Raw genomic sequence first — 16038 nt, forward strand, 5'->3', positions numbered from 1 at the left:
ACCCAATCGCATCCATTTCTGCAGTCGCGCAGTTCACTTAACGGGCAAATCCATAAGGATAACGGCGAGACGTTTTGGAACAAGTAAGTGCAAATTTCCTTTTCTGTTAAAGATTAGTGAATGATTAACCGGTTATGCTAGAAAAATATCGATCGTACTATAATGGATGAGATCAAGTTATGCGGTTACTTACTTAAGCATTAACGGAGGTGGTTATGTGAGTGATACGAAGAGGTTATACAAGTCTAGAAAGGACAAAGTAATAGATGGTCTCGCAGGTGGAATAGCAGAGTATCTGGGGGTAGATCCGGTGATTGTAAGGCTGGTGTTTGTTGCTCTGATCTTCGCAGGTGGTGCCGGATTGATTATATACATAATTGGTATGTTTATAGTACCCAGGGCACCTATCAATAGCGAGAACAACGTCGTGATAATGGATGAAGAGGGGAAGCCGATAGAAGAGGGAAAAAAGGAAGAATTCTCTGATAGCAAGAGTAAACTGATCATCGCGGCGCTTCTCATAGTATTTGGGATAGCCCTTCTTTTAGGATCATTTACTCCCTGGAACATTTTCAGCGGTATCTTCTGGAAAACCGTTATAGGTGTTGTATTGATTGCAGGTGGAGGATTTGTGATCTATAAATCAATAAATAGGGGATGATCCTATGAAGATCGCATTGGGATTGATCTTTGTCCTGGTTGGTGTTTTGCTGATCTTCGGTCTATTTACGGGAGACACTCTCCTAAATGCTTTGGTCAATTTGGCGAATTTCTGGCCGATCATTCTTGTTCTGGTAGGAATGAGCATACTTGCTAGCATTAGGGGACTCAGGTGGATCAGATACTTGAATACAATACTTATTGTAGCTTTTGTGCTGTTCGTTTTCTTCTGGCCCTCTCCATTTCTTGCCGGTAAGAAGGCCGTTAGCGATACGGTAGTATTGGAGAGTTCCGATTCTGCAACGAGCATCGAAATTCAAGTCGACCTCGCAATGTCGAACATAAGTTTAGAACCCTTAAGAGATGAAGTAGCATCTTCTACGGTTGCCGTGGTCGATTATGCCGTACGTGGTTCAGGTCTTAAAATTGAACAGGATATAACTCAGCTGTCGCAGAGGTTCATAATGAAACCGGAATCGAACGTTTCATGGTTGGGAACGAGTACAGTCGTTATGAAACTTAATCCCGCTTATGACTATGTTCTAAAGTTTAACGGGGCTGTCATGAACTGCAATTTTAGTCTAGGGGAGCTTAGAGTTGATGAACTTAGAATTAACGGAGCGATCGTCAAGGCAATTGTTTCTATGTCAGCAGCGGGCTTTACGAATATGAAGGTCAATGCCGCGATAATCAATTCAGAGATCCACATACCGGAGAATATTCGGGCGATTCTTAAACCTAGCGCTGCAATAAAGAACGTAAAAACGGATTTACCTTATACAGGCAATGAAGAATATGTATTCGAAAGTGTTTCATTTGATTTCAGTTCTTACATTACTTTGGAAAGCGCAATAATGAATTTGAAGGTCTTACGCTGAAGCTATCTTCAAAGCCTTTTCACAAATCGAGATTTCCAATGGTAGGCTTCCTACGACTTCTCCGTCCATCTGAATAATTACATCTCTGTCGCTTTTCAAAGAGATGTTTTTAGCGGTTCGATAGCTTACTGTATCAACTACCAAATGCTCCCCTCGATAGATCTTCGGAAAGTGATAAAGCAGACGCAATTTCGACATCTTTGAAACACCCACAACGTCAAAATATCCGTCATCCACCAGGGCTTTGGGTGCTATCCTCATTCCACCGCCAAAGTAATTTCCGTTGGCCATGGTCAAGAAGAAGTAGCTGCCTGAAGTTTCTTCTCCGTCGACAATGAAAGTTAAAGGATAAGTTTTCGAAGTGAATAATTCGATCAAAAAAGAAAGAAGGTACGCCATCTTGCCGCTTGTCTTGAATCTTGATTTAATCATTCTAACTGTAATTGCTGCGTCAAATCCGGCTCCAACTACATTAACAGCGTACCGTGAAGCTTTCACGCCGTTCATGTCTACATAGGACACCTTAAGCAGATCGATTTGTCGTACGTTTTCACCCGCAGCTATCTTGACCATTTCTCGATAATTGTGCTTTAGATTGATCGTTCTAGCGAGATCATTACCGGAGCCCAGAGCGACGATGCCTACCGAAGCATTCGATTTTCCCTTTATCATCCCATTTACGATCTCGTTTAGTGTGCCATCTCCCCCCACACTGATTATTCGATCGTAGTTCGGGTTTTTTGTCACAAAACTTAGAGCATCTTCAGGACCAGTAGTAATGTGGATGTCGTAGTCAGCAATTTCCTCTCGGAGCAATGAGGAAATGCTTTTTTCAAAGTCCCTGCCAGCTTCACCGTGACTAGCATTTGGGTTAACTACTACGAGGGTCTTCAATCGTGTTACCTCCGCCTATGCCGCGATGGTTGATTTTAACACAACTTTTCAGATCATGGATTCCAGTTTGTGAACTATAAAGGCTGCAACATCTTCAGCGAAAGTTCCGGGCCCGAATCCGGCGTCGTATCCAAGTTCTTTGGCCAATTCATGAGTAATTCTCGCTCCACCGGCTATCAGAATGATCTTTTTTCTTATGTTTTCAGCTTCGAGAAGCTCGACAAGCGAAGTCATGTTTCTAAGATGGACGTTTTTGGCCGTAACAGTTTGAGACACGAGAATTGCGTCCGCATCAAGTTCTATCGCCTTTGAGACTAACTCCTCATTTTCAACCTGACTGCCGAGGTTATAGGCATCGATATTTCTGTAACGTTCGAGGCCATAGTGCCCCGCAAAACCCTTCATATTCATAATTGCGTCAATACCAACTGTATGAGCGTCTGTACCTGTGCTAGCACCAACAACAACGATTCTTCTCTTTATTTTCTCTTCAATAAATCTGTCGATCTCCTCCATCGACATCTTTTCAAGCGTAATTTTCGGCACTCGAATTGCTGTGTAGTCAATAGCGTGAGAAAACTCTCCGTAGGCGAGAAAGAATGTGAATCCGATTGTTATTTCCTTTGAAAAGACGATTTGCGGGTTTTTCAACCCCATCTTATGTATCATCTGCTTAGCTGCTTCATCGGCCTCGGGCCCTCCAGGCACTGGCAAAGTAAAGCTGAGCTGGACTTTGCCGTCATTCAGCGTGTCTCCGTATGGAATTACTCTTGTTAAGTCTATTTCAGAGGGAAATTGATTCTTCTTTTCAGAGCAGTTATCCATGATTGCGCCTCCCAAGCATTTTCTCGATAAATGGATTTCTGTATTTCGACCCCTTTCTTACTACCCCATCCAAACCTTTTCCTCCATGTGGGGATCTCTTGATGTTTGCAAAAGTGCCTCTTTCGAGCGTTTCAAAAAGACCTATCGATTCGATTTCCCTTAGCAGTTGAAGAGCTTCCTCAAGAACCGTCGCTGCTCTAGTCTGAATTATTCCGTTGTCTTTGAAGGTTATCTCATCGCCTAGATCGCGCAGATTGTTGAAAACATATCTTGCGTTTTCGATCGCAAGGTACCTATCGCTCATAAAAGGAGTGTGAATTGCCTCGGTAAGCATTCCCAGAAGCTGAATCCCTTGATTTGTCATTATAGATATCACATTGAATAAGGTGTCCTGGGCGTAGCCCATAAAGATATTTCCAGTCATGAACTTTGTAGGGGGCATGTACTTCAAAGGTGCCTTCGGGAAGATCTCTCGACTCATTTGTGCTTGAGCAAGTTCATACAGAAAACCGTTTTCAATTGATGGATCCATTTCGAAGGCATGACCGAGCCCCATCTGCTCTTCGGGTATACCTGCCATGAGAGCCAGGCTTTCATTTATTAACTGAGAAGCGAGTACTGTGTGCGCTTCTTCAAAAGCATCTGCCGTCGTGAGGTAATTGTCTTCTCCTGTATTTATTATGACGCCCGCAAATCCATTTATTACTCTCGAAAAATACTGATCTATCAAAGTTCTCTTCATGTTTATGTCTCTGAATAGAATTCCGTAGAGAGCATCGTTCAACATTACATCCAGTCTTTCGATGGCTCCCATTGCAGCTATTTCCGGCATGCACAGACCCGAGCAGTAATTGCAAAGCCTTATGTACCTACCGACCTCTTTTCCGGTGTCGTCGAGAGCCGACCTCATTATTCTGAAGTTCTCCTGTGTAGCGTATGTGCCTCCAAATCCTTCAGTTGTTGGCCCGTAAGGCACATAATCAAGGAGACTCTGGCCCGTAGACCTGATTACAGCAACTATGTCCGCTCCTTGTCTTGCGGCTGCTCTTGCCTGAATTACATCTTCGTAAATGTTTCCCGTCGCGACTATCACATACAGGTAGGGCTTTTTTCCCTCACCCAGTTCACCGATCAAAGACTCACGTTTTTCTCGATTCAACTGGACTTTTCCTACAGCATCATTCACGAGTCGGTCGATGCGATCGAAAACTTCATCTTGAGATCTGTAACTCAGACTTCTGAGATCGAGTCTTCCAAATGAGATTTCTTCTGCAATCTTTTGCGGCGAAAGTCCCGTTTCGAGAATCGCATTTCCGATCACATAGGCAGCACCATCATTAATTAGGTTTGATGATTTAAGGTGATCTACTACGACATTTGGGATTGGAATTCCATAATCGTCAACACCATCTATACCAAAAAACCTGCAGATCGCCCTCTCGATACTTACTGTCGTGTGCTCTTCAACAAAGTTATGAACTTCACTGGCAATCCTTTGGGCATAATCTCTTGCTTCTTTGACTTTGTTCATGTTCAGATTCAGCTTTCCATTCATTCGCAACTCTCCTTCAGCTTTCTTATTATCAGTTCAACGAACTCTCTGTCTAATCCCATAAGACGCGCTATTGTTACTGCCTCCCTAGGAAAGGCCGCATTGCTTTCTATTTCTACAAGTGAATGATCCACATAATAAGAGATTTCCCTTCCGATTTCATTTCTCATTCTTTCACGGTCAAGCCCTTTAATAATAAACAGCTTTGCTCCTTCAATCTCCAGGGCTTCTTCATAGTGGGATGTAAGGATGGTTCGACATCTCTGATTTCGACTAAGATACTCTGCCGAAGCCATAAGAAATGCCGGGCCTTCTACGGGGTTTGTATTCCTTCCTATTTCATCAAACAAAAACAGGCCTCTGATATCCATATGGATTATCTCTAGAGCCTTCTTCAGATGGTCTACTTCTCCGGCGAACGATGACAGCCCATCCAAAAAAGACTGTTTGTCGCCACTGTAGTAGACAATCGCATCATATACAGGAATAAAGGCTCTCTTCGCTGGCACGAAAAGTCCATGCTGAAACATTGTCTGAAGGAGAGCAACAGTTCTGAGAAGAACCGATTTGCCGGTCATGTTGCCTCCGATAATAACGGATCTTCTGTCAAAACTGGCGCTAAATGGTTGAAAACTCTTGCCGCTCTTGTTAAGGGATGCAGCTAATTCAGGATTGACCAGTTCTTCAAATTCATATTCTCCCGAACTGATTTCCGGTTTACTGAGACCGAGTTTCCTATTGAACTCTACTAGCGCTACGATCAGGTCAATCTTCCCGATTGTTGTTGCAGAGCTTTGAAGGTCTTCTCGATAAGTGATGAGCTTGCCGGAAAGATCAGCTCTTACTTTCTCTTCGATTTCAAAATTCAGACGGATAAGTTCATTGAGACTCGCTTCGTCATACTCTTCTCTATTTCTCTGAAGTCTATAAAGCTTTTTTCTTACAACCGCGAGAGCATTATCTAACTTGTCAGAAATGTAGAAACTCTCTGTTCCAACATCGTCGGGATCTAGAAAAGAAAACACAACTGACAGGTCGGGAAGCTGCATCCACGAACTGCACTCTCCAATCTCACTTCTCAGTCTTTCTGACCAATAGGCGAAGCTCTTTATCTCAAACAGTTCAATATCGTCGAGAATCTTCCCAGGGGAGAGATTTGAAATAGTTCCCCTAATGTCCCGTACCCTCGCTAGAATAGACTTGAGGGACTCTACTTGTGATTTTCTCTCGTTCACCTCAAGCTGTCTCTTGTGAAAAGCCTCTATATCCTCATCCCTTTTCAAGAAGGTCATAACGCGCAATTCCTCTCTGCCCATAGGAGTAACGGGATCAATGAGAGAGAGGATGTACTCAAATCCACAATCCAAATACTTCAATTTGAACTCTCCTCCAAAACGTCTAGTACTGGCACATCAATCTTGCTTTCAAGTGACTTTATAAGTTTATCTGATTGAATCTTGAACCCGTTCGGTGCTAACGGATTCACTGTGACTGCGATCAGGTGCGTCGGATGCAAGACTTCTAGGTGGCCTCCCGCTCTTTCATACTTTGCGAGAGTTAACTCGTCAAAGAAAACTCGTGAAAAATCCTTCAAGATGATTCTAGTATTCTTTTCTGCTAAGGCAAGAAGAACTGAACATGTAAGCGAACCATTAATGTAAATCGTTCTCCCGGCAAGTTCATGCTTCAAGGATTTTGCTGTTAATGGAGAAGGGCTTAATCTTTCGAAAACACCGTCTTTCTCTACCCACAAACCGGTTCCTAGCGGAGCAATTCTTTTGTGGAGCTCGAGTTCTGTGCCTGGAAGAGAAAGCAATCTCACTACAAAACTGGTCTTCCTACACAGTTCCTCCAAATTCATCGATAATGCCGCACCGGTGGCGAGAATAACTCCGTCCGAAACTAGAGGCGTACCCGGACTCATTCTTGAAGTTGAGCCGTCGATCAGTATCTTTTCACAACCGTAGGATCTCATTGTGTTTACAGCTTCACTCAGATATTCAAGAATAGATGGCCCCGATATTATGACTTTCCCATCGGCTTCCGCCCGCGCAAAAACCGTTCTTCCTAGAGGAGATCTGTAGTCTCTCAAATCTATTACGGTAGCAGAAAAACTTCGATGACGGAAATCCCTCTCAGATGTGACGAAATAAGTCCCTCTGCTTAGAGTTATCTCCGGCTTCTCATTAAGGTAAACTTGGTCTCTCTTTTCACCCTCTAGGCCGGTAGATGTTACTCCTGCAGTTGTGCCCTTTTCTCGAAATTCTTTTAGCATTTGGTTCAAAACAACAGTCTTTCCTGTATTCTTCTCAAGACCGATCACCGATATTACTTCAATTCCCTCGGCCAAATCTGATATTCTGATCCGACGCTTCATTCTCCCTCGAATAGTAGAAGCGCCTCTCCGTCAACTGCCATCTCTCCGTTGTTTTTTTCTACGGTTGTTCTTACAGATAATCTCTTTTTCTCAACTTTGATTTCGAGGATTTCTATAGTAATTAACACTTCTTCTTCAAGAAATATTGGTTTGAGGAATCTTACCTCCTGTTTCATGTATATGGAGCCGGGTCCAGGGAATTCATTTCCTAGAATCGCGGAAATTATCCCCACAGACAGCATTCCATGAGCGATTCTTCTGCCAAAACGGGACTTTCTTGCGAATTCCTCATCTGTGTGAACGGGATTCCTGTCTCCGGTCAAGTTCGCAAAGGAGTCAACCATTTCGGCTGTAATTCTTCTTCTGGTTGAGAAACTCTGGCCCACGAAGAAGTCTTCGAATTTCATTTTCTCACCTTCTTCTCCTTCCACTTCTTTATCCTGTCTCTTCTTTGAAGTGTCGTAGGCTCGAAACTCATCGAATTTCCGTAAAGAAGATCTGATACTCCTGTGAACTCGTATTTCTCTCTGTACACTCTGTCATCAACATCGCTAGAAGTGTCATCTGGCTCATGATATGTGGTGATTACTCCTTCGTAGTTTCTCAGAACGACGACTCTGTCTGATTCGGAAATATTGTACTGAGGCATTACTCGAATCTTACCGCCCCCACCTGGAGCGTCAACGACGAATGTTGGAACGCATAATCCCGACGTGTTGCCGATCAATGATTCCATGATTCCAATACCTTTTCTAATTGAGGTTCTGAAATGACCGATTCCCTGAGAGAGATCACACTGATATATGTAATACGGTCTCACTCTGATCTTGACTAACTGATGCACTAGTTCCATCATTATATATGGAGAATCGTTAACTCCTCTGAGGAGTACCGACTGGTTTCCCAGTGGTATACCTCCATCTGCGAGCATTTCGCATGCCCTGGTTGAATCGGGAGTGATTTCGAGAGGATGATTGAAGTGAGTATTTATCCATACGGGATGATATTTTCTGATCATCTTCACGAGTTCTGGAGTAACTCTCTGTGGGAGAACGACGGGCGTCCTAGTTCCAATTCTAATAATCTCAACATGGGGGATCTCCCTGAGTTCGTTGAGAATGTACTCCAGATAATCGTCTCCAACAAGTAATGCGTCTCCCCCGGAAAGCAAGACATCTCTTACTTCAGGAGTTTCCCGGATATATTCAATAGCATCATCGATTTCCTTCCGGGTTCTCGCCCTGTCGAGCTGTCCAGCGAATCTTCTTCTAGTACAATGCCTGCAGTACATCGAACACTGGTCGGTTATAAGGAAGAGGACACGATCGGGGTATCTGTGAGTGAGTCCTGGTACAGGAGAGTCCTCATCTTCGTGAAGCGGATCTATCATATCCCATTTGTCGATTTTTAGCTCTTTGTCGGTTGGAACGGCCTGCCTTCGTATAGGGCATCTTTGATTATTGGGGTCCATCAACGTTGCGTAGTAAGGTGTTATTGACATTCGTAGCGTTCTGAGACATTCGGCGACTCCATGAGCTTCTTCTTCGGTGATGTCGATAATCTGCCTTAACGCATCAACGGTCTTGACTCTGTTGGCTACCTGCCACCGCCAGTCACTCCACTGAGCAGGTGTTACATCTCTCCACATTGGTATTTCTCTGTAGTCACGCATTTACGCCACCTCAAATGTATAGCTTCTGAAAAAGCCTTCTAATTTCACTAGATTCCCTTAAGATTCCTAGCGCAAACTCAGCATGGCCGTTAGTATATCCATTCCCTATCATCATTGTAATATCCTTTCCAACACCTTCAGCCCCCAGCGCGGCTCTGGTAAAAGATGTAGCCATGCTGAAGAAATATACAATTCCGTTCTCTTTTGCACTTAGAATAGACCCCATCTCTGTTCCGGGAACATTGACGTTATTTATTACCACATCACAGAGATCGCCTTCTGTAAACTCACTGATTTTTTCATAGACTTCGAGAGGTTTTGTTGCATCGGCAATGATAACTTCGTGGGCAAGGCCAAGCTTTCGAATTCTCTCTGCGTTTTCCACTGAATATTCTACTACAATAACCTTACCCGAATCGCGACACTTCTTCATAGCTGCATAACAACAGAGTAAGCCGGATTTCCCGCCGCCTCCAAGAATTGCTACATTCATACCCTTTCTTACTAGTTTGTCAACCTGTGCCGGTGCACCAGCAACATCAAGTACGGCCAGGGCCATTTTAGGGGGGATATCTGACGGTAGCCGTGCATAAATTCCGCTTTCAAATAACACTGCCTTTCCTTCAATATCTATCTGGTCCTTTTCGAGATGTACTTGAACAATCCTTTCGATATTCAAAGGTGTCAGCGATAGCGAAACAAGAGACGCAATAGTATCGCCTATCTCTAAATCTCGTTTCAAAAGGTCTTTCCCGATCTTTGACACTTTTCCGATAAACATCCCCCCCGAACCCGTAACTGGATTCTGCAGCTTACCTCTCTTCATTACTATATCCATTATCATGGACGAGATTTTTGTCACATCATCTTCACAGGCTTCTCTTATCTGAGTAAAACTTGCCGAGTCTACGTTTAAAGTTGTGACGTCCACCAGGATTTCATTATCGTATAGGTCCAAAGAGTTGTCGATCCTTGATGCTGCCTGCGGAAGGAATCCCGCGGGCTCGATTACTCTGTGACTTCCATAAGGGCATCCTTTCACTGATTCTTCCTCCTGATTCCAAGGATTTCTCTCGCTTCTTCGGGGCTGGCTACGTCCCTACCCAGTTCATTCGAAATTCTTACAACCCTCTCGACTAGTTGAGCGTTCGAAATTGCCAGCTCACCTTTCTTGTAGTAGATATTGTCTTCGAAACCAACTCTGACATGCCCTCCAAGAAGAATAGCGGCAGTTGCCAGAACAAGCTCGTTCCTTCCAATTCCGGCCACCGTCCACGTGCTTCCTTGAGGAATTGCTCTCACCATGTGGATCAGATCTTCAATATTCCCGGGGCAAGCTCCAGGAACACCGAGGACAAAATCAAAATGTATGGGGCTATCTATCAAACCCTTCTTAAGCAATTTCAAAGCGTTTTCGATCATTCCCCTCTCGAAAACTTCAATCTCAGGTTTAATTCCTCTTGCTTTCATCTCCTGTGCGAAAGTCTCCATAGTATCCTGTGAATTGAAAAAAACATCTTCACCAAAGTTACAAGTACCTGCCGAAAGAGTCGCCATCTCAGGATTGAGCTCTAGAGGCTGAGCCCTCTCTCTTACTCTGTGCCATACTGCTCCGCCAGTTGAAGGCTGAAAGATCAAATCGCATTTCTCTGCGATCCTCTCCTTGATTTCTCGGTAAACTTCTAAATTCTGCGTAGGTTTCCCCGAAGAATCCCTAGCGTGAATATGAACAATACTTGCTCCTGACAGAAAGCAGTCATACGCTGCCTCAGCAATCTCTTCAGGAGAAATCGGAAGAGCGGGTTGCTGATCCTTCATTACTTCTGCGCCCGTTAATGCAGCAGTAATTATGAGTTTATTCATAGCGCTTCCTCTGTCTGCTTTTCGGGACAACGCATGTTCCACTTGCCCTGCATACCAGTACTGGTTCTGGCAGTAACTCTGCGGCAGAATCGCTTATTTCTGGTCTGGTCTGTACGACCTTGAATGCCTGAAACAACATTTTTCTGGATGTATTTCCGGTCGAAATAATCTCTCCTGTGGCTTCAATGTAATCTCCCGCATAGACCGGCGCGATAAATTCGATATTATCATAGGCCTTGAATAAGCCCTCGTCTCCATCGTTTCTTATAAGAAGTTCTGTGGCGACATCGCCGAACATCTGAAGGATTCTTGCCCCGTCAACTAGGTTGCCTCCATAGTGAGCATCGTTAAGACTCATTCGCAGCCTGATCATGACTTTTGTCATCAAATTCGCCCCCTTATTTAATTTTGCCTCTAAATTGTGACGGTCGCAAAGCTTGAGGCCAGTGATTAAAGGCTTATAGAGTCGAACATTCGTCTCTAAGTCTTTCTTCCTATTCTGTTATACACGATTTTTCCGAAAATAGCCTCCCGAACTTCACGGGGTAAAGGTCTGACTTTCTGGTATGCTATAGATAATGGGATGCGGCGGGAAGGAGAGATGTATGTGGTAAGGACCTTGATAATGGCAGGCGGCATAGGTGAGAGGCTTTGGCCTGTAAGTGTTAAGAAAAGGCCAAAGCAGTTTCACAAGTTTGGTTCATCGAAGACAATGATTGAAGAGACTATTGAAAGAATGGAAAAGGTAACAGATGAGATAATCATTATTACAACAAGGGAGCAGTTTCCTTTAATGCAGTACTATCTACCGCTCTTCCCGGGAGAGAACGTAATCTTTGAGCCTATGAGAAGAAATACAGCTCCCGCAATAGCATTGGGCAGTACCAGATTTAGCCCTGATGACATCATGGTTGTCGTTCCCGCCGACCATGTTATAAGAGATGAAGAGAGTTTTTTCAAGACTCTGAATAAGGCAATCAAATACGCCGAATCAAATGATTCGCTAGTTACGATAGGGATTACCCCCACTCATCCTTACACTGGTTATGGTTATATCGAGCGGGGAAATGCTGTTGATGATAATGAAGAAGTATATTCGGTAAAGAAGTTTCATGAAAAACCAGACTATGAAACTGCTCAGCATTATGTCCAGTCCGGCAGATTTCTATGGAATTCCGGCATCTTTGTTTGGAAGAAGAGCGTTTTCGATTTGGAGCTCTCGAAGAACTTCCCGGATCTGTTTTCTGCAATTTCAGAGATTAGTAAGAGACCAGAAGACATAGAAAAGATCTACGAAAGGCTTCCAAAGATCTCAATTGACTATGGTTTGATGGAGAGGTCCTCAAAAGTAGCAACTGTACCGGCAAGTTTCTACTGGAACGATATTGGCTCGTGGGATGCAGTTTATGATTTGTTGATCAAAGACAAGAACGGGAATGCCGTCGAGGGGGAGTTTTCTCTAAAGGACGTGAAGAACTGCCTTTTGATAAATCATACCCAGAAGAAACTAGCCGTATCGGGAATTGAAGGCTTCATATTGGTAGCAACCAGTGAGGGAACGTTGGTTTGCAGACGAGGAGAGTCACAAGATATAAAGAAGATAATAAAGTAAGGAGGAGAAAAAGTGGATAGGAAACTTGACGAAATGGTGATCGCCCTTAAAGATGAGCTGGTAAGTGCTGTGTCTGATTCAGTTAGGATCAAGTCAGTTCAGGACACACCTGTTGATGGCGGCCCCTTTGGTAAAGGTGTTAAGGAAGTTCTTGAAAAGACAGTAAAGTTGGCAAAGGATCTCGGTTTTGAAGCCAGAAACGCTGATGGATACGTTGGGATAGTTGATTACGGATCTGGAGAGACGTTCGGCGTTTTAGGACATCTCGATGTAGTTCCAGAAGGAGAAGGCTGGGAAGTTCCACCATACAGCGGACTTGTAAAGGACGGGGAAATCTGGGGAAGAGGGACCCAGGATGACAAAGGTCCTATGATAGCAGCCCTTTACGCTCTGAAGGCTGTAAAAGAGTACGTAAAGAAGCCTTCGAAGAGGATAAGACTGATTTTTGGCACGAACGAAGAATCTGGGTGGGAGTGCATGAAATACTACGTCAAACACGAGGAGATCCCGGACATGTCAGTGACTCCAGATGCTGATTTTCCTGTTATATTTGCAGAGAAAGGTATCGTTAATTACGGGATATCAGCACCCGCGCACAACGGAGGGGAAGGAATATCAGTAGAGGTTCTTTCTGCCGGTGAGGCTCCGAACATGGTTGCATCTTCGGCCAGGGCAGTACTCCGGGGTGTGGATGCCGAGACTTATGAGAAGATTGAAGCCTTTTCGCCGAAAAATGATACAAAACTGAAATTAACCAGATCGGAGGATAAAGTCGAAATCTTGATTACAGGTTCTTCCGCTCATGGGTCGACTCCTTACAAAGGGCAAAGTGCTATAGCTGCTATTGTAGATCTTCTGGCCGATCTTAGACTTGGAGACTCTGAAATCAAAAACTTTCTTACTGCTATAAAGTCCAAGATCGGTTATGAGTTCTATGGTGAATCTCTAGGAATTTCTGGAAAGGATTCTATGTCTGGTGAACTGACTTTGAATGCAGGTACACTAAAACTTCAGGCAGGTGTATTGAAGCTGGTTATCAATATAAGGTATCCGGTTTTCTTCAACGAATCGATGGTTAGATCACAAATAGAAGAAGCCTTCAAAGGATTTCGCGTCGAGACTTTTCATCACCAGAAGCCGCTTTATATCTCTCCAGACTCTGAACTCGTTAAGATGTGCAGAGAGGTGTACAAGGAAGTAACGGGACATGATGAAGAACCAATAGCTATCGGCGGTGGCACTTATGCGCGTGCCGTACCAAACGCAGTGGCTTTCGGAGCGCTTTTTCCTGGAAATTTTGAGATGGCACACCAGCCAAATGAAAGAGTATCGATCGAAGATCTCCTTCTTGTTTCGAGAATATACGCTCAGCTGTTCTTGAGATTCCTTCAGTCATAATCGTTTTAATTGTTTAGATATGATAATCAAGGGATCGAAGAATTTTTTTCGGTCCCTTTGTTATTTGCATGCGTTCAATCAACTACGTTTTTCAACCACTTCCAGGTTAATGTTCTCCTAATTCCCAGGATTGATTTGAAAAGCTCTTCGACCATCATTGCAATGTAAACTAGAGTAAGCGGCCATTTAAGAACGAGACCTGTTATCGCGACAAGGGGAATTCCAACTCCCCATAGTGAGACAATTTCAATTATCATTGCTGCTCTGGAATCACCCCCACTTCTAAGAACCCCCACTATATTTACCGCATTGAACATCTTGATCGGCTGTGAAAGGCCAACAATAATTAGCACAGTGAGAACGGTGTTCTTAAGTGATTGATCTATATTGTAGAGATTCACTATAAATCTTGATAAAAGGATGATAATAAAGCCCGTGGCCACTGCGGTGATGACGGTAAGCTGAAGCAATTTTCTCGCATTGTATTTTGCCTGAGAGAAATTGTTCCTTCCAAGTTCTGCTCCCACCATTACAACCGTCGCCGAGGAAAGTCCACCAAAGATAACAAAACCAAAGTTCTCAATTGTGCTGGAAATATTCCTGGCAGCTATGAATTCTGTGCCCATTCTTGCCATAACCAGAGAATACATTGTAATACCAAGGCTCCACAAGAATTCATTGATGATTACTGGAGTAGCATATTTCATAAGCCTTCTGAAAAATGGAATTTCGAATTTTAAGGCTGATCTAGAAAGCCTTATTGGAGTTTTCTTGCGGTAAACAATACTGACGAATATTGCGAATTCCACAAATCTAGAGAGAAGCGTTGCAAAAGACGCTCCAAAAACCCCTAAAGGTTCAATCGGGCCAAGACCGAAAATCAGAATGTAATTTGCCACCGTATTGATCGAGAGAGCGACAAGACTAACATACATTGGAATTCTAGCCTTTTCCACAGTCCTCAAGGCCATTGCAATAATGAAGGAAAAGGATGTTAGAAATGTGGAGAAAGCGACAGGCCTTGCATATACTGCCCCTGTCTTGACCACTTCGACATCTGTCGTGAAGATCATGAGTATTCTCTCAGGCAAGAAGAAGAGTAGGACAAAGAATAAGGCAGAGGCTCCTATGGTTATATATAGCATGTGTCCAATGGTCTTCTCAATACTCTTCTCGTCTCTCTTGCCCCAAAACTGAGCGACAAATATCCCGGCTCCGCTGGACACACCAAATGTAAGTATGTTGAGAATGAATACTACTTGATTGACCAAACCCACTGAAGCTATGGCAGTTGTACCCAGCTGCCCGATCATCAAATTGTCAACGAGATTAAGGCCGGTAGATATAAGGTTCTGAAGAGTAATTGGTACGGCAATGGAGAGCATTCGCTTCGTGAAATCCTTCATAACTACCTCCGATGAGATTAACGCCGTAAAATTATACAGCTATTTCTGAAGATAGGCAATGATGCATGTTGAAGGATTATCGTTGCTAATACTTGCTATAATGAGAATGATAGATACTCGAGAGTGGAAGGGGTGTTCATGTGAAGAAGATAGGGATAATTATTTGTGGGCGTTATCAGAATTGCGGTGGTGGTAAGTGTCTCAGGGCCATGAGAGAACATGTCGGGGGTTTTGCATTATATCCGAAAGATGAAGAACTGCAGCTTGTTGGTTATTCCTACTGTGGAGGATGTCCCGGTGGAAATGTAGAATACGTACCGCAGGAAATGATAAAAAACGGTGCAGAAGTCATACACCTGGCGACGGGAATGGTAGTGGGATATCCACCATGTCCGAGACTGAGTCATTTCAAGGAGTTCATCGAAAGCTATTATGAAGTATCGGTTGTAATCGGCACTCATCCAATTCCCATGAAATATCTCATTGCCCATCAGAAGCTTTCATTCTGGGAAAAAACCGATATGTTTTCTATCGCAGAACACTTGATGAAGGAAGACCCGGCGATAATGAAAGCATATGATTGAGTGTGATAGCTGGGTTCTGTAGTATGGGACACCGGTGAGTGAAATGATCAACAAGAAGAGGGCTTCTCAGTACTTGACTTCCGGATCTCTTTGAGCTCGAATTCTATTCGTAGAATGTCCAAAGAAGACCTGAGAAGAGAGATGTATTACGATATCCAAAACAGAGTTTTCGACAGTGGCATGGATAACCCTTTCAAGGTGTTAGCCTCCCCCAATGAATATGCAAGGAGGTTTTTGGAAGAAAGGAAGCCGCTTTATCCAAAGGCATACTCAAGAGCTTCGGTTACTGGTCGTAAGAGAAGTCTCTATGGACATGA

At 43.7% G+C, this 16038-nt stretch carries 16 protein-coding genes; 5 read left to right on the forward strand and 11 right to left on the reverse strand.

Annotated elements, in window-relative coordinates:
- Positions 1-217: 217 nt before the first annotated feature.
- Complete coding sequence (locus V513_RS00730) at positions 218-661, forward strand: PspC domain-containing protein (protein ID WP_006487862.1); 444 nt, start codon at positions 218-220, stop codon at positions 659-661.
- A 4-nt stretch (positions 662-665) separates the two neighbouring features.
- The gene (locus V513_RS00735) at positions 666-1538 is read left to right on the forward strand and encodes a hypothetical protein (RefSeq protein ID WP_099771258.1); all 873 of its coding nucleotides are present in this window, start codon (positions 666-668) and stop codon (positions 1536-1538) included.
- On the opposite strand, the gene V513_RS00740 is transcribed toward V513_RS00735, so the two are convergent.
- From V513_RS00740 to V513_RS00785, 10 genes are read right to left on the reverse strand one after another with little or no spacing between them, the layout of a single operon-like run.
- Complete coding sequence (locus V513_RS00740) at positions 1530-2432, reverse strand: diacylglycerol/lipid kinase family protein (protein WP_099771259.1); 903 nt, start codon at positions 2430-2432, stop codon at positions 1530-1532. The genes V513_RS00735 and V513_RS00740 overlap by 9 nt on opposite strands.
- Positions 2433-2480: 48 nt before the next feature.
- Positions 2481-3257, reverse strand: a complete 777-nt coding sequence (locus V513_RS00745; protein ID WP_099771260.1) for an OAM dimerization domain-containing protein — start codon at positions 3255-3257, stop codon at positions 2481-2483.
- Positions 3250-4812 (reverse strand): lysine 5,6-aminomutase subunit alpha, encoded by a 1563-nt coding sequence (locus V513_RS00750; protein WP_099771261.1) that lies wholly within the window; start codon positions 4810-4812, stop codon positions 3250-3252. Before V513_RS00750 ends, V513_RS00745 begins: the two co-directional genes overlap by 8 nt.
- Complete coding sequence (locus V513_RS00755; RefSeq protein ID WP_099771262.1) at positions 4809-6185, reverse strand: MutS-related protein; 1377 nt, start codon at positions 6183-6185, stop codon at positions 4809-4811. Before V513_RS00755 ends, V513_RS00750 begins: the two co-directional genes overlap by 4 nt.
- Positions 6182-7186, reverse strand: coding sequence for a hypothetical protein (locus V513_RS00760; RefSeq protein ID WP_099771263.1), 1005 nt, complete (start codon positions 7184-7186; stop codon positions 6182-6184). Before V513_RS00760 ends, V513_RS00755 begins: the two co-directional genes overlap by 4 nt.
- Positions 7183-7593 carry a MaoC family dehydratase gene (locus tag V513_RS00765; RefSeq protein WP_099771264.1) on the reverse strand — a complete coding sequence of 137 codons (411 nt, stop codon included), beginning with the start codon at positions 7591-7593 and terminating at the stop codon, positions 7183-7185. The genes V513_RS00760 and V513_RS00765 overlap by 4 nt, the downstream gene beginning before the upstream one ends.
- Positions 7590-8858 (reverse strand): lysine 2,3-aminomutase, encoded by a 1269-nt coding sequence (gene ablA / locus V513_RS00770; RefSeq protein WP_014731519.1) that lies wholly within the window; start codon positions 8856-8858, stop codon positions 7590-7592. Before ablA ends, V513_RS00765 begins: the two co-directional genes overlap by 4 nt.
- Positions 8859-8868: 10 nt before the next feature.
- Positions 8869-9900, reverse strand: coding sequence for an L-erythro-3,5-diaminohexanoate dehydrogenase (locus V513_RS00775; protein ID WP_099771265.1), 1032 nt, complete (start codon positions 9898-9900; stop codon positions 8869-8871).
- Entirely contained in the window at positions 9897-10721 is an 825-nt protein-coding gene (locus V513_RS00780; protein WP_099771266.1) for a 3-keto-5-aminohexanoate cleavage protein, read from the reverse strand. The genes V513_RS00775 and V513_RS00780 overlap by 4 nt, the downstream gene beginning before the upstream one ends.
- Positions 10714-11106, reverse strand: coding sequence for a hotdog domain-containing protein (locus V513_RS00785; protein ID WP_180274795.1), 393 nt, complete (start codon positions 11104-11106; stop codon positions 10714-10716). Before V513_RS00785 ends, V513_RS00780 begins: the two co-directional genes overlap by 8 nt.
- A 216-nt stretch (positions 11107-11322) precedes the next feature.
- Between V513_RS00785 and V513_RS00790 the strand changes: the two genes are divergently transcribed.
- On the forward strand, positions 11323-12333 hold the full coding sequence (locus V513_RS00790; protein ID WP_099771268.1) for a mannose-1-phosphate guanylyltransferase: 1011 nt from the start codon (positions 11323-11325) through the stop codon (positions 12331-12333).
- 12 nt (positions 12334-12345) lie between these two features.
- Positions 12346-13731 carry a dipeptidase PepV gene (pepV, locus tag V513_RS00795; RefSeq protein ID WP_099771269.1) on the forward strand — a complete coding sequence of 462 codons (1386 nt, stop codon included), beginning with the start codon at positions 12346-12348 and terminating at the stop codon, positions 13729-13731.
- A gap of 74 nt (positions 13732-13805) precedes the next feature.
- Here pepV and V513_RS00800 read toward each other — a convergent pair whose 3' ends face one another.
- A complete protein-coding gene (locus V513_RS00800) occupies positions 13806-15137 on the reverse strand; it encodes an MATE family efflux transporter (RefSeq protein ID WP_099771270.1) in 1332 nt (443 codons plus the stop codon).
- A 140-nt stretch (positions 15138-15277) separates the two neighbouring features.
- Between V513_RS00800 and V513_RS00805 the strand changes: the two genes are divergently transcribed.
- Positions 15278-15721 (forward strand): CGGC domain-containing protein, encoded by a 444-nt coding sequence (locus V513_RS00805; protein WP_099771271.1) that lies wholly within the window; start codon positions 15278-15280, stop codon positions 15719-15721.
- The last annotated feature ends 317 nt before the right edge of the window (positions 15722-16038 follow it).

The organism is Mesotoga sp. H07.pep.5.3 (genome assembly GCF_002752615.1).
GTDB lineage: Bacteria > Thermotogota > Thermotogae > Petrotogales > Kosmotogaceae > Mesotoga > Mesotoga prima.